An 18,652-nucleotide genomic window follows, 5' to 3' on the forward strand; every position below is an offset into this window, starting at 1 on the left:
GAAGGGCTTTTCGCACTCCGATAGCGCATCGCCGCAACTCACCGAACCCGCATGGGGCACGACTTGCCGGGCACCTCGAATAGCTTTACAACTAGCGGCTCATTGGCCTGGTTCGTCTGAAAACACCATGAACTCGATCTCCCGAGCCGTACCTGAAGTGGCACTGCAAGCGATCCGTAAATTGATTATCGAACGGGGTTTCGGGCCGGGGGATGCCTTGCCTTCGCAGCGAGACCTGGCCGTGCAATTGGGGGTCAGTCGTGCATCGCTGCGCGAAGCGTTGTCATCGTTGAGTGCGCTGGGCGTCATCAGTATTCAGCCGGGCAAAGGCGTGTTTGTGCAGTCGTCGGTGGCGTTGCCTGCTGCGGATTGTGCCCTGAGCTGGCCATTCGCAGCCCAGGCTTCGCCGCTGGACATTTTCCAGTTGCGTTATGCCTTGGAGGGTTTCGCGGCGGGGCTGGCGGCGCTCACATTAAGTACGTTTGAGCTCGATGCTCTGGAGGACAACGTTGCTGCCATGCGCAACGAATTGAAGGCCGGTGATTTCGAGGCGGCTGCGCGTCTGGACTTTGAATTTCATCGGCGCATCCTGCTGGCCAGCGGCAATCAAGCGATGCTGAGCATCCTGACAGCCAGCGCCGATATATTCCTGGAAAGCCAAAAGCTACCGTTCATCCGGTCCGAGCGAGCCATGGAAACCTGGCAGGAGCACCGCAAAATCCTCCGCGCGCTGGCGCGTCGATCTTGCGGCGCCGCGCAAAAGGCAATGCGCGAGCATGTGCGTAATGCGGCGCTGCGTACCGGCATTACGTTTGTCGCCCCCGCGGCCTCGTGACTTGAGCTATACCCAAATTCATGGACCACCATAGCGAGACTCAATCATCTGCGGCTTCCTGAACGAGGGAAGGGCGGCTATGATGGGCCACGTTTTTTTGCTTACAACCTGGAGACTTCCATGAGCAGCGATCTTATCAAACACGTTAGCGACGCTAGCTTCGAGGCCGACGTACTCAAGGCCGAAGGCGCTGTACTGGTCGACTACTGGGCTGAATGGTGCGGCCCTTGCAAAATGATCGCTCCTGTTCTGGACGAGATTGCCGAGACCTACAAAGGCAAGCTGACCATTGCCAAACTGAACATCGATGAAAACCAGGAAACCCCGGCCAAGCATGGCGTGCGTGGTATCCCGACGCTGATGTTGTTCAAGAACGGCAACGTTGAAGCGACCAAGGTCGGTGCACTGTCGAAGTCGCAACTGGCGGCTTTCCTCGACGCCAACATCTGAGTGTCGTTGTAACGTGTCAAAAAAAGGCCCCGCAAATTGCGGGGCTTTTTCGTTATTGAGGGCTAGACGCTCCGAAACTCAGGTGGTACATTCGGCCCCGCACTGGTTTCTCCATTGCCCCCTGCTAGCCGTCGCCGACGCACTCCTTTTCGAATAAGTACGCGATCCTGTCGCCTTCTCTGCGGCGCGGCCTCATTAAGCCAAAAGCTTAATTTCCCCCCCTCCATAAATGATTACGTCATTCCTATATGAATCTGACTGAACTCAAGCAAAAGCCGATTACCGAACTGCTCGAATTGGCCGAACAGATGGGCATAGAAAATATGGCCCGTTCGCGCAAGCAGGACGTGATTTTCTCCCTGCTCAAAAAGCACGCTAAAAGCGGCGAGGAAATCTCCGGTGATGGCGTGCTGGAGATTCTCCAGGACGGCTTCGGCTTCCTTCGCTCCGCTGACGCTTCCTATCTTGCCGGCCCAGACGATATCTACGTCTCGCCGAGCCAGATCCGTCGCTTCAACTTGCGCACCGGTGACACCATCGTTGGCAAGATTCGTCCTCCGAAGGAAGGCGAGCGCTATTTCGCCCTGCTCAAGGTCGACACGATCAACTACGATCGTCCCGAGAACGCGAAAAACAAGATTCTCTTCGAGAACCTGACCCCGCTGTTCCCGACCGTGCGCATGAAGATGGAAGCCGGCAACGGTTCCACCGAAGACCTCACCGGTCGTGTCATCGACCTGTGCGCCCCGATCGGCAAAGGCCAGCGCGGTTTGATCGTTGCACCGCCGAAAGCCGGTAAGACCATCATGCTGCAGAACATCGCAGCCAACATTGCTCGTAACAATCCTGAAGTTCATCTGATCGTATTGCTGATCGACGAGCGTCCGGAAGAAGTAACCGAAATGCAGCGTACCGTTCGCGGCGAAGTGGTTGCCTCGACGTTCGACGAGCCACCAACCCGCCACGTGCAGGTTGCTGAAATGGTGATCGAAAAGGCCAAGCGCCTGGTTGAACACAAAAAAGACGTGGTCATCCTGCTTGACTCCATCACGCGTCTGGCTCGAGCCTACAACACCGTGATCCCGAGCTCCGGCAAGGTCCTCACCGGTGGTGTCGATGCCCACGCCCTGGAGAAACCGAAACGTTTCTTCGGCGCTGCGCGGAACATCGAAGAAGGCGGTTCGCTGACCATCATCGCCACCGCGCTGGTTGAAACCGGCTCGAAGATGGACGAAGTGATCTACGAAGAATTCAAAGGCACCGGCAACATGGAACTGCCTCTGGACCGTCGTATCGCTGAGAAACGTGTGTTCCCGGCCATCAACATCAACCGTTCCGGCACCCGCCGCGAAGAGTTGCTGACGGCTGACGACGAGTTGCAGCGTATGTGGATCCTGCGCAAGCTGCTGCACCCGATGGACGAAATCGCCGCCATCGAGTTCCTGGTCGACAAGTTGAAAACGACCAAGACCAACGACGAGTTCTTCTTGTCGATGAAGCGCAAGTAAGTCGTAACACGTTTCAAAAAGGGCGCCCTTAACCGGGCGTTTTTTTTTGCCTGTGAGAAATGTACTGGTGCATTTGTATCTGGATACAAACGCAGCGGGCTGTAATAAACTGGCGCCCATTCCAGGGGCGTCACCGCCCGCACACAGCTGATATATCGCCGGGCGTACCGTGCGTTTAATCTGGCTGGCGATTGATCGCGTGTTCTGACAGGTACGTCCTTGGTTGACCTCCTTCGAATATCCCATTCGCGCTACCGGTGAGCCCCTTTTTTAACCGGTTTTGTATCTAAAACGACAAGGGGCGTCATGCACACGTTTGGCAATCGCCGTGATATCGACGGTTTGCGGGCTCTGGCCGTCATTCCGGTCGTGCTGTTTCACTTCGGCTTCAGCACGTTCAGTGGCGGCTTCGTCGGCGTCGATGTCTTCTTCGTCATTTCCGGTTTCCTGATTACCTCCATCCTGTTCCGTGAGATCAGTGCGCAGCGTTTCAGCTTCGTCGATTTCTGGGCACGCCGTGCCCGACGCATCATTCCGGCCTTGAGCGTGGTGCTACTGGTAACGCTGGCGCTGGGCTGGCTACTGCTGACAGCCAAGGACTTCTCGGAACTTGGGCGCACGGTGCGCTATCAGGCGTTGTTTGCCTCCAACATCCTGTTCATGCGCGAGGATGGCTATTTTCAGCCGGCCTCCGATCTGAAGCCTCTGCTGCACATGTGGTCGTTGGCTGTTGAAGAGCAGTACTACATTTTCTTTCCGCTGCTGATGGCGTTGTTGATGCGCTATGTCCGACATTGGCGCTGGATGTTGTTCGCCGTGTTGTTGCTGTCTTTTGGGCTGAACATCGCCTATATCGAGCGCAAGCCCGATGTGGCCTTCTTCTCGTTGTCGACCCGGGCCTGGGAGCTGTTGTGCGGTGCGATGCTGGCAGTTCTGCCTGCATCCAGGCAGCCAGTGCGACCTTGGCTTTACCAGGCTGTAGGGCTTGCGGGGTTGGCTGCGGTGCTGGTTGCGGTGTTTACTTTCAACAAAGGCACTGCGTTCCCGGGTTGGGCAGCGTTGCTGCCGGTTCTGGGTGCGACCGCCATGATTTGGTCGGGCAGCCAAGGCTCGACATGGGTCGGCAGATTGTTGGGTTTGCGCGCGATGGTGTGGATCGGTTTGATCTCCTACTCGCTGTACCTGTGGCACTGGCCGGTCTACGTTTACGCCAATGCCATATCGATCGACGGAATTCAGCCACTCGAAGCGGCTGGCTGGATTGCGTTGGCGCTGGGTCTTGGCTGGTTGAGCTATCGTTTCGTCGAACTGCCGTTTCGCGAAAAACGTCTGCTCGCAGGGCGCAGGCCGGTGTTGGCTACGGGTTTGCTGACCATGGCCGCTCTGGCGATTATCGGTTCGGCGGTACGATCGGCAGACGGTGTTCCTCAGCGGCTTACCGGCAAGGCGCTGGAGTATGCCGAGTCCAGGGACTGGAAGGCCGGGCAGATGAAATGCATGCTCGTCACCTCGGACAAAAATCTCGACAAGGCTTGCCTGGTTGGCGGCAATACTGACGTTGCGCCCACCAAGCTGTTTTGGGGCGACAGTCACGCAGCGGCGCTGTTACCTGCCATCGAACATAACGCACAACGTGAAGGACGCCCGGTTTGGCTGTATAGCATGAGCGCCTGTCCGCCCGTGCTCAGTGACGAACCGCGCCAGCGTTGCAAGGACTTCAACGAAAAAACCATGGAGAGGGTTCGTAGCCTGCATATCAAGGATGTTGTCCTCGCCTCCAATTGGAGCCTTTACGTTTACGGACGTGAAGACGGTGACAAAAAAGTGCTGCTTAACGAACACGACAATACTGCCCAGGCAGAACAGCGCATGGCCGCTGCGCTCAAGGCGCGTGTCGCTGCATTGAGAGAGGCGGGCGCCCAGGTCTGGCTGTTCAAGGAAGTGCCGCTGCAGCGCAAGGGCACCATTGCCCGCTTGACGAGCCTGGCCCGCATCGGTCGCTCGGCCGAGGGTTTGGGGCGTCCACTCAAAGAGCACCTGGCGCGGCAACACTTCCTCAGCGAGCTGTTCGACTCGATGAGCGCGGCTGACCCAGGCGTGCATGTCATCGACCCGACGCCGCTGATGTGTCCGGACGGCGTGTGCAGTATCGAAGTGGGTGGTCATTCGCAGTACAAGGACGAAGATCACCTGTCCGATATCGGCAGTGCCAGATTGAGTCCTTTGTTCACTCCGGTTTTGCTGGGCACAATTGAAGATTGATCGATACGCAGCACTGACAATGCTGCTGTTTGAGCGTCAGAGCAGGTAGGATGTACGCCTATTTTCGGGGTGGCATCTTCAATGAAATTCAAGGATCTTCGGGATTTCGTGCAGCAACTTGAGCAGCGCGGAGAGTTGAAACGCATCCAGATTCCCGTCTCTCCCGTGCTGGAGATGACCGAGGTCTGTGACCGCACGTTGCGGGCGAAAGGCCCGGCGTTGCTGTTTGAAAACCCGACCGGTTACGACATTCCGGTACTCGGCAACCTGTTCGGCACCCCCGAGCGGGTCGCCATGGGCATGGGCGCCGAGGCCGTCAGCGAACTGCGCGAAATCGGCAAGCTGCTGGCGTTCCTCAAGGAGCCAGAGCCGCCGAAGGGTCTGAAAGACGCCTGGTCCAAGCTGCCGATTTTTCGCAAGATCATCGCCATGGCCCCCAAAGTCGTCAAAGACGCGGTGTGCCAGGAAGTGGTTATCGAAGGCGACGATGTCGACCTGGCCATGTTGCCCGTGCAAACCTGCTGGCCTGGCGATGTCGGCCCGCTGATTACCTGGGGCCTGACCGTTACCAAAGGTCCAAACAAGGATCGCCAGAACCTCGGTATTTATCGGCAACAAGTGATCGGTCGCAACAAAGTCATCATGCGTTGGTTGAGTCACCGTGGCGGTGCTCTGGATTACCGCGAATGGTGCGAAAAACATCCGGGGCAGCCGTTCCCGGTGTCCGTGGCGCTGGGGGCAGACCCGGCGACCATTCTCGGCGCGGTGACGCCAGTGCCAGACAGCCTTTCCGAATACGCCTTTGCCGGTTTGCTGCGCGGTAACCGTACGGAACTGGTGAAGTGTCGCGGCAATGACCTGCAAGTGCCGGCCACTGCCGAGATCATCCTCGAAGGCGTGATTCACCCAGGTGAAATGGCGGACGAAGGCCCCTATGGCGATCACACCGGTTATTACAACGAAGTCGACAGCTTCCCGGTGTTCACCGTCGAGCGTATAACCCATCGGATCAAACCGATCTACCACAGTACCTACACCGGCCGGCCACCCGATGAGCCGGCGATTCTGGGCGTGGCGCTGAACGAAGTGTTCGTGCCGATCCTGCAAAAGCAATTCCCGGAGATCACTGACTTCTACCTGCCGCCTGAAGGTTGCTCGTATCGCATGGCCATCGTGACCATGAAGAAGTCGTATCCGGGGCACGCCAAGCGCGTAATGCTGGGCGTCTGGTCGTTTTTGCGACAGTTCATGTACACCAAGTTCGTTATTGTCACTGATGACGACATCAACGCACGCGACTGGAATGACGTGATCTGGGCCATCACCACGCGCATGGACCCCAAGCGCGACACGGTGATGATCGACAATACGCCGATCGACTACCTGGACTTCGCCTCACCGGTTTCCGGCCTGGGGTCGAAGATGGGGCTCGATGCCACGCATAAATGGCCGGGCGAAACCACCCGCGAGTGGGGGCGTGTCATCGTCAAGGACGATGCCGTCACCCAGCGGATCGATGCCATCTGGAACCAGTTAGGAATAGATTGATGCGCGTAACCTTGCAGCCCTCCGGAGCAGTGCTCGAGATTCTGCCCGGCGAGCGGATTCTAGATGGCGCACGCCGTCTGGGCTATGAATGCCCGCAAAGCTGTCGCAACGGTAATTGCCATGTGTGCGCAGCGCTGCTGGTGGAAGGTCGGGTCGAGCAGGACGGTAATGTGCGCGACCATGGTGAGTTCTACACTTGCATAGCTGAGCCGCTGGAAAACTGCATTGTGCTGTGGGATGGCGTGCTCGCGCTGGGAGAACTGCCGGTGCGCAGCTTGTCGTGTCAGGTCATTGAGTGCAGGGACGTCGGCGGTGACACCTGGCGTGTCAGCTTACGTGCCCCGGCGGGCAAGCCGCCTCGCTATCACGCCGGTCAGTACTTGATGATCGAGCGCGAGAGTGGTGAAAAATCAGCATTTTCCCTCGCCTCGGCACCGCACGCGGGCCGTGACTTGCAAATTCATGTATTGGCGCGCGAAAGCAGTGCGTTGAGCCTGATTGAGCAGTTGCAGCGCAATGCCATGGTGCGAATCGAAATGCCCTTCGGCGACACCCATCTGGCGGAATTGCCGGACGGCCCTTTGGTACTGATCGCTGCCGGTACCGGCATGGGCCAGATCCATAGCCTTATCGAGCATTGTCGCGCGGCGGGTTTCAAACACCCTGTGCATCTGTATTGGGGTGTGCGCCGCCCTGAAGACTTCTACGAGATCGAGCATTGGGACGAATGGCTGAAACTGCCCAATTTGTTCCTGCACAAAGTGGTCAGCGACCAATGCGGATGGGAAGGTCGTTGCGGCATGCTTCATGAGGCGGTCTGCGAGGATTTCCCTGACCTCAAGCCGCTGCATGTCTACGCCAGTGGCTCGCCGGCGATGGTCTACGGCACGCTGGACGCACTGGTCGAAGCCGGAATGGATGCCCACCAGATGCGCGCCGATGTTTTTGCGTACGCGCCTCGATCTTGATCCTCGATCTTGATCATTAATCTTGATCCAGTTCATGCCTTATAACGCTGTATATAGCTGATCGGTATTTATAGATTTATATAAATGCCGGTAGGTTATATATCAATCACGAGATGAGTGACGCGTTGTGCCCTGGCACTTTAATTGCCTTAAAACATATGTGCCTTATTGTTACAGCGGTGCGTTCTATTAAGTAATTCTTTATCCGCGGGGAGCTGAACGCTATTCGCCATGAGCGCCATTGAATCTGCTTTTCTGAATCTGCCATACCCTCCGCGACTCGATCTTGGGCCGCAGCTTACTCACGAACAATTGCTCAGTTCTATGCAGTCGACCATGGCCCGCCACAAGGGCGGCCCTGTGTGGTTATTTGCCTACGGTTCGCTGATCTGGCGCCCGGAATGCCCCGCGGTGGAACGTATGCGTGGCCGGGTGCACGGTTATCACCGCGGCCTATACCTGTGGTCGCACGAACATCGTGGCACCCCGGAAGTGCCGGGGCTGGTGTTTGGCCTGGATCGTGGCGGTTCTTGCAGTGGATTTGCTTATCGCCTGCCTGAGGAGCAACTCGACGCCTCGCTTTACGCGTTGTGGCAACGCGAAATGCCATTTCCATCCTATCGCCCGCATTGGCTCAATTGCCGTCTTGAAGATGGCAGCCAGGTTCAGGCGTTGGGTTTTGTGTTGGAGCGTCACCTGCCCAGCTATGCCGGCAACTTGCCGGATCATGTGCTGAGCCAGGTATTCGAAAATGCTTGTGGGCGCTACGGTACGACACGCGATTATGTCGAGCAGACCGCCCATGCGCTGCGCAGTCACGCCATGCCGGATCGCAATCTGGAAGCGCGGCTCAAACGCTGCAAGTCCAAGACTGATCAGGCAATCGCTTTGCGGCCCTGACCGGCATTGCAGTTAATCACTTAACAGCAATGCTCGATAATGATCACGAGGATAGGCACATAGCGGGCAGCGCTCCGAACTTTATATGAAGTTCGGATCGCCTTGGGTTCAACGGACCTGCACCACCACTTTCCCGACCGCTTTGCGTTGCCCAAGATCATTGATCGCTTGCGCCGCATTGCTCAACGGATACACCTGCGACACCAACGGCTTCAACTTGCCCTCGGCAAACCAGCTAAACAATTGCTGGAAGTTTGCCGCATTGTCTTGTGGCTGGCGCTGGGCGAATGAGCCCCAGAATACCCCGAGCACGGCAGCCCCTTTCAGCAGTGCGAGGTTGACCGGCAACTCCGGAATGCGTCCGCTGGCGAAGCCGACCACCAGCAAACGCCCGTTCCAGGCGATGGCTCGGATGGCCTGGTCGAACAGGTCACCGCCAACCGGGTCGTAAATCACGTCAGCACCTTGGCCATCGGTCAGGCGTTTGATTTCGTCCTTGAGGTTGGTTTCGCTGTAGTTGATCAATTCGTCGGCGCCGGCTGCCTTGGCCACGGCGAGTTTTTCGGCACTACTGGCCGCCGCGATCACGCGAGCGCCCATGGCTTTACCGATCTCTACGGCGGCCAGACCAACGCCACCAGAAGCCCCGAGTACCAGCAGGGTTTCGCCCGGTTGCAGGTTTGCACGTTGTTTGAGCGCGTGCATCGAAGTGCCGTACGTCATGCTGAAAGCGGCGGCGGTGTTGAAGTCCATCGACGGTGGAATCGGCAGCACGTTGTAACCCGGCACGGCGACCTCTTCGGCGAAGCTGCCCCAACCGGTCAATGCCATGACCCGATCACCGACCTTCAAATGGCTGACTTTTTCGCCGACCGCGCTGACAACGCCGGCCGCTTCACCGCCCGGCGAAAAGGGGAAGGGCGGCTTGAACTGATATTTGCCCTCGATGATCAACGTGTCCGGAAAATTTACCCCGGCGGCATGCACCTCCAGCAAGATTTCATTCTTCTTCGCCACAGGGCTGGCGACCTCTTCCAGCACCAACGATTCGGCAGGGCCGAAGGCTTTGCACAGCACGGCTTTCATCAGGGCTATTCCTTTGGGAGTGATGGCCGATAAGTGTAGGTGTGTGAGTCGATGGGTCAACGAGCATGCCCCAACCTGATAGCCAGCCATAAGCTTGTGCTTGAGCGGAGGGTCGTTATGCTAGGCCGCAAACCGGATAAGGAGCGAATTGTGAAAGCGTGGATCATGTTGATGCTGGCCCTTTCCCTGCCAGTGGCAGCGATGGCCGAAGAAGCTAAAGAAGGTGAAGCTCCAAAGGTCAGTTACATCACCCTCAGCCCGCCATTCGTGGGCAATTATGGGCTGGATGGCACGCCCAAGCTTAAGGTCTACAAAGCGGACGTGGCGTTGCGGGTGACCGGTGACGAGGCCGCCAAGGCAGTGAAAGCTAATGAACCGTTGATTCGCAATCAACTGGTGGCGCTGTTCGCCCAGCAGACTACCGACACCATGAATAATGTCGATGCGAAGGAAAAGTTGCGTCAAGAAGCCTTGAAGCAAACCCAGCAAGTGATGAATGACGAAACCGGTAAGCCGGTGGTTGAAGACCTGTTGTTCAACAACCTCATTATTCAATAAGGCCTTCATTGCTTGTGCGAGTCTCATCGCGAGCAGGCTCGCTCCCACATTGGACTTTCGGTGTCCACGCATCTCCTGTGGGGGCGGGCTTGCTCGCGAATAAATTCTTCGGGCTCCGTACCGCTCAAGCTCGTAATGCAATAACTGCTGCCCATTGCTCCGGCGTCACGGGCATCACCGACAGCCGCGAACCCTTCTGCACCAATGGCATCTCTGCCAGCGCGGTTTGCTGCTTTAAATAATCCAGCTTCAGCACCTTGGGAAACGTCTCGACATGGGCGACGTCTATCGCGCTCCAGGCGTTCTTCTCAGGCGTTGCCTTGGGATCGAAGTAGTGGCTCGCAGGCTCGAGTGCCGTTGGGTCCGGATACGCCGCCACGTCAATCTTGCCAATACCGGCTATGCCGGGCTCGGGGCAGCTCGAGTGATAAAAGAAAAACTGGTCACCTACGGCCATGGCGCGTAGGAAATTACGCGCCTGATAGTTGCGAACTCCGTCCCAGCGCGCTTTACCGAGCTGTTCAAGATCCTTGATAGAGAGTTCGTCGGGCTCGGATTTCATCAGCCAATAGGCCATGGTTTTTGCTCCTTGCGAGATCATTGGGCAAGTTGTCTGGCAATTTTATGACAAACCGACGGTCGGTTGGCGCCAGCGTTTGCGTGTAGGTTCACGTTGCCGCAAAATGCCGGCCTTCTTAGCTTGACGCTGCTGCACGGCCTACAACGGAAACCGCTGCTGTCATCGTGTTGATATGCCTTTGGGGGGCAATCGATGAAACGCAAACCGGATTTATTATGGATTTTGGTTATTTTGTTCGGTCTGGGCGTCGTGACCACTGGCTATGCCCAAAGCTTGTGGAACAACAAGACTGACGCACCGATAGAAATCGCTCAACAACAGCCAGCAGCCTTCAAACGCTGAGGTTTTTTTGGGCGCTGCTGACTACAGTGGCGCCTGATCTGCGAAATACCACGCCTTGTCTGTAACCGTTCCCTGCAACGGCACATCCCAGCTCGCTTGAGCCAACCGTTCGACCTTTTGACACTCGTGGGCCAGCCCCAGCAGCGTCGGCTTGCGCCAGTTTTTGCGGCGCGCCATGTACGCAAGGCTTCTGTCATAAAAACCGCCGCCCATCCCCAGGCGTCCGCCGACATCGTCAAACCCCACCAGCGGCAATAACACCAGGTCCAGCGCCCATACCTTGCGTTGACGGGCGATATTGGCCCGTGGTTCGAGGATGCGAAAGCGGTTGGGCGTCAGTTTCTCGCCGGGGCGAATGCGCTGGAAGACCATTTTGGTTCGTGGCCAGGCACTCAGTACCGGAAGGTAAGTCGCCTTGCCTCGGCGTTGTGCCGCACGCAACAACAGGCGGGGGTCGATTTCACCGTCGGTGGGCAGGTACAGGGATATGTGTTTTGCACGGCGAAAAGCAGGCTGCTGGGCCAATTGTTTGTACAGCCCGAGTGCGGCATGGCGCTGCTGACTGGGTGTCAGCGCGCGGCGAGCCTTGCGCAGCATGCGTCGAAGTTGCGGGCGGGAAAGCAGCGCAGGTTCGGTCATGGGTTCGGGCTCGCGGGTCGGGTACTCAAAGCGTACCCGTAAAAAAGCCGATGCCGGTATTTAAACCTGCATCGGACTGGAATCAGGCTCCCCGGATGAACCGCTGCTGACTTAGCCCTTGAACCCGAAAGTTCAAGGTGGAAGATGCAGTAGGCTTTAAGGCTTTCCGTCTAGCGGACATGCACACCAGCCCAACGTGCAACCTCCAGGGTAGTGCGAATCGGCTCAGGGACATCGTCAACTGGCAAGCACCCCAGGGAGTAGCGCAAGTATACCCCAAGCGGTTTCGCGTTTCAGCCCTTGGTGACGTCCGGATCGGTGGCGAGCACCAGATCGACGCGATCCAGCAGGTCGCGAACCTGCTCGCGAGTCGAGCCGCTGGCCTGTAGATCCGGGCTTTCTTCCTTGTGCAGCAGATCGTGTGTGATGTTCAACGCGGCCATCACGGCGATGCGATCGGCACCAATGACTTTGCCGCTGCTACGGATTTCACGCATCTTGCCGTCCAGGTAACGGGCGGCGCTCACAAGATTGCTGCGCTCTTCCTGCGGGCAAATAATCGAATATTCTTTATCGAGGATCTGCACGGTAACGCTATTGCTTGAACTCATGAGTCTTGCTCCAGGGCCTTGAGGCGCGAAATCATCGATTCGACCTTACGCCGGGCGATTTCATTTTTTTCAATGAGGTGCGCGCGTTCCTCGCGCCAGGTCTTTTCCTGAGCTAGTAGGAGTCCATTTTGGCTCTTTAGTTGCTCGACTCGGCTAATTAGTAGCTCAAGTCTCGCCATCAGCGCTTGCAGGTCGGTGTCTTCCATTGTCTTCACTGTCTGATGGGTGTTGGACGGTAGGAGCGAGCTTGCTCGCGACGGTCGCCAATGATAACGCTTGGTCCCTGACGCTCCGCGGCGTTCCGGGGTTCATCGCGAGCAAGCTCGCTCCTTCGCAGGAGTCGATGTAGGATACAAGGCCTTCATTCTAGACATAGCGCCGTCTGGCGCCTAGCTGCCCATGCCCATTCAGAATTCCCCGTACCAAGCCTTCGCCACTCTGCTGTCCACCAGCGGCCATCCCGTCTCGCCTGCAGAACTGCATGGCCTGTTGTTAGGCCGTAGTTGCGGCGGTGCCGGTTTCGAAGCCGACAGCTGGTTGGTCGATGCCGCCGAGTTGCTCGAAGGTGAGCCACAAGACAACGTTCGCAATGCCCTGATCGGCTTGCAGGAAATGGTCAAGGGAGAGCTGACCGGCGATGACATGACTGTCGTGCTGTTGCTGCCGACCGATGACGCGCCACTTGCCGACCGTGCAGCCGCATTGGGCCAATGGTGCCAGGGCTTCCTCACCGGTTTTGGCCTGACCTACCGTGACAACGCGTTGAGCACTGAAGCCTCGGAAGTGCTGCAGGACCTGGCCGCCATTGCCCAGGTACAAGATGCCCTGGAAGAGTCCGACGACGGCGAAAGCGACTACATGGAAGTCATGGAGTACTTGCGCGTAGCACCCTTGCTGCTGTTCACCGAAACCAAAAAACCGGATGCGCCCGCTGCTGCCAAGCCGTCGTTGCATTAATCGCCTGCCAGGAAAAGCCATCTGCCCATGATTCATATCCCGAAGTCGGAATACAGCCGTCGCCGCAAGGCCTTGATGGCGCAGATGGTACCCAACAGCATCGCGATTCTGCCTGCTGCCGCGGTGGCGATACGCAACCGTGACGTCGAGCACGTCTACCGGCAGGACAGCGACTTCCAGTACCTCAGCGGTTTCCCCGAACCTTCGGCCGTTATCGTGTTGATGCCCGGGCGCGAGCACGGCGAGTACGTGCTGTTCTGTCGTGAGCGCAACGCCGAACGGGAGCTATGGGATGGCCTGCGCGCCGGTCAGGAAGGCGCTATTGGCGACTTCGGTGCCGACGATGCGTTCCCGATCACCGACATCGACGACATCCTGCCGGGCCTGATTGAAGGGCGCGACCGGGTGTATTCGGCGATGGGCAGCAACCCGGAATTCGATCGGCACCTGATGGACTGGATCAACGTCATCCGTTCCAAGGCGCACCTCGGTGCCCAGCCGCCGAACGAATTTGTTGCGCTGGATCATCTGCTGCACGACATGCGCCTGTATAAATCGGCGGCAGAAGTGAAGGTCATGCGCGAAGCCGCACGCATTTCCGCTCAGGCGCATATTCGCGCGATGCAGGCCAGCCGTGCCGGGCTGCATGAGTTCAGCCTGGAGGCCGAACTGGATTACGAGTTCCGTAAGGGCGGGGCGAAGATGCCGGCCTACGGTTCCATCGTCGCGGCGGGGCGCAATAGCTGCATCCTGCACTACCAGCAGAATGACGCGGTGCTCAAGGACGGTGACCTGGTATTGATCGACGCGGGTTGCGAAATCGACTGCTACGCCAGCGACATCACCCGAACCTGGCCGGTCAACGGTAAGTATTCGGCGGAACAGAAGGCGATTTACGAGTTGGTGTTGGCGTCGCAGGAAGCGGCGTTCGCCGAAATTGCCCCGAACAAGCATTGGAACCAGGCCCACGAAGCCACGGTTCGGGTCATTACCACGGGGCTTGTGAAGCTGGGGCTGTTGCAAGGTGACGTCGACGAATTGATCGCCAGTGAAGCTTATAAGGCGTTTTACATGCACCGCGCCGGCCACTGGCTGGGAATGGATGTGCATGACGTCGGCGAGTACAAAGTCGGCGGCGAGTGGCGCGTGCTGGAGGTCGGCATGGCGCTGACCGTGGAGCCGGGGATCTACATCGGCCCGGACAACCAGAACGTAGCGAAAAAATGGCGCGGCATTGGCGTGCGCATCGAGGATGACGTGGTGGTGACTAAAACCGGCTGTGAAATCCTGACTAAAGGCGTACCCAAAACGGTTGCCGAGATCGAAGCCTTGATGGCGCAAGCACGGACACAAGCGGCATGAGTCGAGTCAATCTGGCAATCATCGGAGGCGGTTTAGTCGGCGCAAGCCTCGCGTTGGCGTTACAAGCCGGCGCCAAGGCCCGTGGCTGGAAGATTGTGCTGATCGAGCCTTTCGCCCCCGGCGACACGTACCAACCCAGTTATGACGCGCGTTCTTCAGCGCTGTCTTACGGCGCCAAACAGATTTATCAACGGCTGGGTGTGTGGCAGGAAATCTCCCGTCGCGCCGAGCCGATCAAGCAGATTCACGTTTCCGACCGCGGGCGTTTTTCCACCGCGCGACTGTCGGCGATGGAAGAAGGTGTTCCAGCGCTGGGTTATGTCGTGGAAAACGCCTGGCTCGGACAGTGTCTTTGGCAAGGTCTGGACAAGGATGTCATCAGCTGGCGTTGCCCTGCGGAAGTGACGCGCATGGAGCCGCTGACTGATGGTTACCGCCTGACCCTGAACGATGAAACCACCTTGGAATGCGATTTGGCGGTGCTTGCTGATGGCGGCCGCTCCGGCCTGCGCGAGCAACTGGGTATCGGCATCAAAAAACGCCCGTATAACCAGAGCGCGTTGATCGCCAATATCACACCAAGCGAAGCGCACAACGGCATGGCCTTCGAGCGGTTCACCGACGAAGGCCCGATGGCATTACTGCCCTTGCCAGACAACCGCTGTGCATTGGTCTGGACCCGTTTGGGCATGGACGCGCAACGACTGGCAGCGCTGGATGAGCGCAGTTTTCTCAGCGAGTTGCAGGGCGTGTTCGGCTATCGCCTGGGCACGTTGAAGCAAGTCGGCGCGCGGCACCTGTACCCGCTGACGCTGATTGAAGCCGAAGAACAGGTGCGTCCGCATCTGGCGATTCTCGGCAACGCCGCCCACAGCCTGCACCCGATTGCCGGCCAGGGTTTCAACCTTTCACTGCGTGATGCGCAGGCATTGGCCGATGCGCTGTTGGCCAGCGAAACGAAGCCCGGTGATTTCGCGACATTGCAGGCCTATCGCGAGCGTCAGCGGATGGATCAGAACCTGACCGTAGGCTTTTCGGATCAGGTCACGCGCCTGTTCGGCAACACCCAGCCGTTGGTTTCGTTTGGCCGCAATCTCGGTTTGCTCGGCCTTGATCTGCTGCCACCAGCCAAGCGCTGGTTTGCCCGTCAGGCCATGGGCTTGGGAACACGTCCCGATGCTTAAGTGGCTGGCCGACAAGTTAGGCAAGGCGCATCTGATGCGCTGGATAATGACCTTCTACCCGCCGTACCTCGGCGCCGGCGTTCGGGTGCGACACATCAGCGATGATTTTCGTGAAGTACGGGTCTCGATGGGCCTGAACTGGTTCAATCGCAATTACGTCGGCACTCAGTTCGGAGGCAGCCTGTACTCGATGGTCGACCCGTTCTACATGCTGATGCTGATGGAAAATCTCGGTCATCGTTACATCGTCTGGGACAAAGCGGCCGACATCGATTTCATCTCGCCGGGCAAAGGCCCGGTATTTGCCCGGTTCACGATTGACGAAACCCTGCTCGACGAGATTCGTCGTCAAACGGCGAATGGCGAAAAATACCTTCCGCAGTTGCAGGTCGATATTCACGACGGCGCCGGCACCCTGGTGGCGCGCGTCGAGAAAACCCTTTACGTGCGGCTCAAGCCGCAAGCGAGACAGGCTTAAGCATGGACATGCGTGCAGATCTGCTGATTGTCGGGGCCGGAATGGTCGGCAGCGCCCTGGCGCTGGCGTTGCAGGACAGTGGGCTTGAAGTCCTGCTGCTGGACGGCAGCCCGATGAGCGTAAAACCCTTCGATCAGCAGGCACCGTTCGCGCCGCGAGTGAGTGCGTTGTCGGCCGCCAGCCAGCGGATTCTCGAGCGCCTTGGCGTGTGGGACGGCATCGTCAATCGGCGCGCCAGCCCTTACACCGACATGCATGTCTGGGACGGCAGCGGCACCGGCCACATACATTTTTCGGCAGCCAGTGTGCACGCTGAAGTGCTGGGGCATATCGTCGAAAACAGTGTGGTTCAGGACGCCTTGCTCGACCGTTTGCATCAGTGCGATTTGGGGATGTTGGCCAATGCGCGGCTGGAGCAGTTACGCCGATCTGGCGACGACTGGTTGCTGACCCTGGCTGATGGCCGCACGTTACGCGCACCGCTGGTGATCGCCGCGGATGGCGCCAATTCGGCGGTTCGGCGTCTGGCCGGTGTAGCCACGCGCGAATGGGATTACCTGCATCACGCGATTGTGACCAGTGTACGCAGCTCCAAACCGCATCAATCGACTGCATGGCAGCGCTTTACCGACAATGGTCCTCTGGCATTTTTGCCGCTTGAGCGGGACGGTCAGCACGATTGGTGTTCGATCGTCTGGTCGACCACGCCCAGCGAAGCCGAACGACTGATGGCGCTCGACGACGAAGTTTTCTGTCAAGAACTGGAGCGGGCGTTCGAGGGGCGGCTCGGTACGGTGTCGCACGCCGATCCGCGGTTATGCGTGCCGCTGCGCCAGCGTCATGCCAAGCGTTACGTCGCTGAAGGTCTGGCGCTGATCGGTGACGCCGCTCACACAATTCACCCGTTGGCCGGGCAAGGCGTGAACCTTGGTTTTCTCGATGCTGCAGTGCTGGCCGAGGTGTTGTTGCAAGCGGCTGCTCGCGGCGAACGCTTGGCCGATCCTAAAGTGCTCAGCCGCTATGAGCGTCGGCGCATGCCGCATAACCTTGCGTTGATGGCGGCGATGGAAGGCTTTGAACGCTTGTTCCAGGCCGACCCACTGCCGATGCGCTGGTTGCGTAACGCCGGGCTGAAGCTGGTTGAGCAGATGCCAGAAGCCAAAGCGCTTTTTGTGCGTGAGGCACTGGGGTTGACCGGGGATTTACCGGCACTGGCCAAGGCCTGACCCATTCGCGCAAGTCTTTGTAGGTAACATCTGGTAACTCACCCGCGAACTGTTCGATTGAGAAGGTAAATGTGAGTCCTTATCATTTGGCCTCATTTTTCAATCGAGAGACTGCTCCCATGTTGGCACCGAAGCGTCTACTGACAGCACTCGCCCTGACCCTGATTGGCAGCACGCTTGCCCAGGCTGCCGACGAAGTGGTGGTCTACTCCTCACGCATCGACGAGCTGATCAAACCGGTCTTCGATGCCTACACCGCGAAGACCGGTGTGCAGGTGAAGTTCATCACCGACAAGGAAGCGCCGTTGATGCAGCGCATCAAGGCTGAAGGCGAAAACGCCACCGCCGACCTGTTGCTCACCGTTGATGCCGGCAACCTTTGGCAAGCCGAGCAAATGGGCATCCTGCAACCGTTTACCTCCAAAGTGATCGACGCCAATATCCCGCTGCAATACCGCTCTTCTGCTCATGCCTGGACGGGCCTGAGCCTGCGGGCGCGTACCATCGCCTATTCCACCGAACGAGTGAAACCGGGCGAGTTGACCACTTATGAAGCGCTGGCCGACAAGAACTGGGAAGGTCGTCTCTGCCTGCGTACTGCGAAAAAGGTCTACAACCAGTCGCTTACGGCAACGATGATCGAAGTCCACGGCGCCGAGAAAACCGAGAAAATCCTCAAAGGCTGGGTCAATAACCTGTCCACCGATGTGTTCTCCGACGATATCGCGGTATTGGAGGCGATCAACGCCGGTCAGTGCGACGTCGGCATCGTCAATACTTACTACTACGGTCGCCTGCACAAGCAGAAGCCTGATCTGGCGGTGAAGCTGTTCTGGCCAAACCAGGGTGATCGTGGCGTACACGTCAACCTGTCCGGCATTGGCCTGACCAAGCACGCGCCACACCCGCAAGCAGCCAAGGCCTTGGTGGAATGGATGACCACTCCAGAAGCGCAGAAGATTTTCGCTGACGTCAACCAGGAGTTCCCGGCCAACCCTGCCGTGCCACCTTCTGCAGAAGTCGCTAGCTGGGGCAAGTTTGTAGCTGATACCTTGCCCGTTGAAATCGCTGGCAAGCGCCAGGCTGAAGCCATTCGCATGATGGATCGCGCTGGCTGGAACTGACTGCAACACGGATAGCGTCTACGCGCGGCGTGGG

The 18,652-nt window shown here is 58.2% G+C and carries 20 protein-coding genes and 1 other RNA gene; 15 read left to right on the forward strand and 6 right to left on the reverse strand.

What is annotated here, in order from left to right:
* Positions 1 to 127 precede the first annotated feature (127 nt).
* From ACQR3R_RS18590 to ACQR3R_RS18620, 7 genes are all read left to right on the forward strand, one after another.
* Entirely contained in the window at positions 128 to 835 is a 708-nt protein-coding gene (locus ACQR3R_RS18590; RefSeq protein WP_428274043.1) for an FCD domain-containing protein, read from the forward strand.
* A 120-nt stretch (positions 836 to 955) separates the two neighbouring features.
* Positions 956 to 1,285 carry a thioredoxin TrxA gene (trxA, locus tag ACQR3R_RS18595; RefSeq protein WP_003177349.1) on the forward strand — a complete coding sequence of 110 codons (330 nt, stop codon included), beginning with the start codon at positions 956 to 958 and terminating at the stop codon, positions 1,283 to 1,285.
* A gap of 248 nt (positions 1,286 to 1,533) precedes the next feature.
* Complete coding sequence (gene rho / locus ACQR3R_RS18600) at positions 1,534 to 2,793, forward strand: transcription termination factor Rho (RefSeq protein WP_007942421.1); 1,260 nt, start codon at positions 1,534 to 1,536, stop codon at positions 2,791 to 2,793.
* Between the two features lie 306 nt (positions 2,794 to 3,099).
* Positions 3,100 to 5,055: an SGNH hydrolase domain-containing protein gene (locus tag ACQR3R_RS18605; RefSeq protein ID WP_428274047.1), complete on the forward strand. Its 1,956-nt coding sequence runs from the start codon at positions 3,100 to 3,102 to the stop codon at positions 5,053 to 5,055.
* 81 nt (positions 5,056 to 5,136) lie between these two features.
* Positions 5,137 to 6,603 (forward strand): 4-hydroxy-3-polyprenylbenzoate decarboxylase, encoded by a 1,467-nt coding sequence (gene ubiD / locus ACQR3R_RS18610; RefSeq protein WP_007942423.1) that lies wholly within the window; start codon positions 5,137 to 5,139, stop codon positions 6,601 to 6,603.
* Positions 6,603 to 7,571 carry a 2Fe-2S iron-sulfur cluster-binding protein gene (locus ACQR3R_RS18615; protein WP_428274049.1) on the forward strand — a complete coding sequence of 323 codons (969 nt, stop codon included), beginning with the start codon at positions 6,603 to 6,605 and terminating at the stop codon, positions 7,569 to 7,571. Before ubiD ends, ACQR3R_RS18615 begins: the two co-directional genes overlap by 1 nt.
* Before the next feature lie 336 nt (positions 7,572 to 7,907).
* A complete protein-coding gene (locus tag ACQR3R_RS18620) occupies positions 7,908 to 8,471 on the forward strand; it encodes a gamma-glutamylcyclotransferase (RefSeq protein WP_428274051.1) in 564 nt (187 codons plus the stop codon).
* A gap of 108 nt (positions 8,472 to 8,579) precedes the next feature.
* On the opposite strand, the gene ACQR3R_RS18625 is transcribed toward ACQR3R_RS18620, so the two are convergent.
* Complete coding sequence (locus tag ACQR3R_RS18625) at positions 8,580 to 9,557, reverse strand: zinc-binding dehydrogenase (RefSeq protein ID WP_428274053.1); 978 nt, start codon at positions 9,555 to 9,557, stop codon at positions 8,580 to 8,582.
* A 150-nt stretch (positions 9,558 to 9,707) separates the two neighbouring features.
* Here ACQR3R_RS18625 and ACQR3R_RS18630 point away from each other — a divergent pair, with 150 nt between their 5' ends.
* Positions 9,708 to 10,115, forward strand: a complete 408-nt coding sequence (locus tag ACQR3R_RS18630; RefSeq protein ID WP_428274055.1) for a flagellar basal body-associated FliL family protein — start codon at positions 9,708 to 9,710, stop codon at positions 10,113 to 10,115.
* Between the two features lie 124 nt (positions 10,116 to 10,239).
* Here ACQR3R_RS18630 and ACQR3R_RS18635 read toward each other — a convergent pair whose 3' ends face one another.
* Positions 10,240 to 10,692: an EVE domain-containing protein gene (locus ACQR3R_RS18635; protein ID WP_428274057.1), complete on the reverse strand. Its 453-nt coding sequence runs from the start codon at positions 10,690 to 10,692 to the stop codon at positions 10,240 to 10,242.
* 195 nt (positions 10,693 to 10,887) lie between these two features.
* On the opposite strand from ACQR3R_RS18635, the gene ACQR3R_RS18640 reads away from it, so the two are divergent.
* Positions 10,888 to 11,037, forward strand: coding sequence for a hypothetical protein (locus ACQR3R_RS18640; RefSeq protein ID WP_428274059.1), 150 nt, complete (start codon positions 10,888 to 10,890; stop codon positions 11,035 to 11,037).
* Between the two features lie 21 nt (positions 11,038 to 11,058).
* Here ACQR3R_RS18640 and ACQR3R_RS18645 read toward each other — a convergent pair whose 3' ends face one another.
* The 4 genes from ACQR3R_RS18645 to ACQR3R_RS18660 all read right to left on the reverse strand — a co-directional run bounded on the left by ACQR3R_RS18645 (position 11,059) and on the right by ACQR3R_RS18660 (position 12,493).
* Positions 11,059 to 11,676 carry a 5-formyltetrahydrofolate cyclo-ligase gene (locus ACQR3R_RS18645; RefSeq protein WP_428274061.1) on the reverse strand — a complete coding sequence of 206 codons (618 nt, stop codon included), beginning with the start codon at positions 11,674 to 11,676 and terminating at the stop codon, positions 11,059 to 11,061.
* Between the two features lie 84 nt (positions 11,677 to 11,760).
* Positions 11,761 to 11,939: non-coding RNA, 6S RNA (gene ssrS, locus ACQR3R_RS18650), on the reverse strand.
* Between the two features lie 30 nt (positions 11,940 to 11,969).
* A complete protein-coding gene (locus ACQR3R_RS18655) occupies positions 11,970 to 12,287 on the reverse strand; it encodes a cell division protein ZapA (RefSeq protein ID WP_428274063.1) in 318 nt (105 codons plus the stop codon).
* Complete coding sequence (locus ACQR3R_RS18660) at positions 12,284 to 12,493, reverse strand: TIGR02449 family protein (RefSeq protein ID WP_007942437.1); 210 nt, start codon at positions 12,491 to 12,493, stop codon at positions 12,284 to 12,286. Before ACQR3R_RS18660 ends, ACQR3R_RS18655 begins: the two co-directional genes overlap by 4 nt.
* A 193-nt stretch (positions 12,494 to 12,686) precedes the next feature.
* Here ACQR3R_RS18660 and ACQR3R_RS18665 point away from each other — a divergent pair, with 193 nt between their 5' ends.
* From ACQR3R_RS18665 to ACQR3R_RS18690, 6 genes are all read left to right on the forward strand, one after another.
* Entirely contained in the window at positions 12,687 to 13,244 is a 558-nt protein-coding gene (locus tag ACQR3R_RS18665) for a UPF0149 family protein (RefSeq protein WP_428274065.1), read from the forward strand.
* 27 nt (positions 13,245 to 13,271) lie between these two features.
* The gene (gene pepP / locus ACQR3R_RS18670) at positions 13,272 to 14,606 is read left to right on the forward strand and encodes a Xaa-Pro aminopeptidase (RefSeq protein WP_428274067.1); all 1,335 of its coding nucleotides are present in this window, start codon (positions 13,272 to 13,274) and stop codon (positions 14,604 to 14,606) included.
* On the forward strand, positions 14,603 to 15,790 hold the full coding sequence (gene ubiH, locus ACQR3R_RS18675) for a 2-octaprenyl-6-methoxyphenyl hydroxylase (protein ID WP_428274069.1): 1,188 nt from the start codon (positions 14,603 to 14,605) through the stop codon (positions 15,788 to 15,790). Before pepP ends, ubiH begins: the two co-directional genes overlap by 4 nt.
* On the forward strand, positions 15,783 to 16,268 hold the full coding sequence (locus ACQR3R_RS18680; RefSeq protein WP_428274071.1) for a DUF4442 domain-containing protein: 486 nt from the start codon (positions 15,783 to 15,785) through the stop codon (positions 16,266 to 16,268). The genes ubiH and ACQR3R_RS18680 overlap by 8 nt, the downstream gene beginning before the upstream one ends.
* Positions 16,269 to 16,270: 2 nt before the next feature.
* The gene (locus ACQR3R_RS18685; protein ID WP_428274073.1) at positions 16,271 to 17,494 is read left to right on the forward strand and encodes a 2-octaprenyl-3-methyl-6-methoxy-1,4-benzoquinol hydroxylase; all 1,224 of its coding nucleotides are present in this window, start codon (positions 16,271 to 16,273) and stop codon (positions 17,492 to 17,494) included.
* A gap of 119 nt (positions 17,495 to 17,613) precedes the next feature.
* Complete coding sequence (locus tag ACQR3R_RS18690) at positions 17,614 to 18,618, forward strand: extracellular solute-binding protein (RefSeq protein ID WP_428274075.1); 1,005 nt, start codon at positions 17,614 to 17,616, stop codon at positions 18,616 to 18,618.
* Positions 18,619 to 18,652 lie beyond the last annotated feature (34 nt).

This window comes from Gordonia sp. IEGM753, assembly GCF_050321825.1.
Lineage (GTDB): Bacteria > Pseudomonadota > Gammaproteobacteria > Pseudomonadales > Pseudomonadaceae > Aquipseudomonas.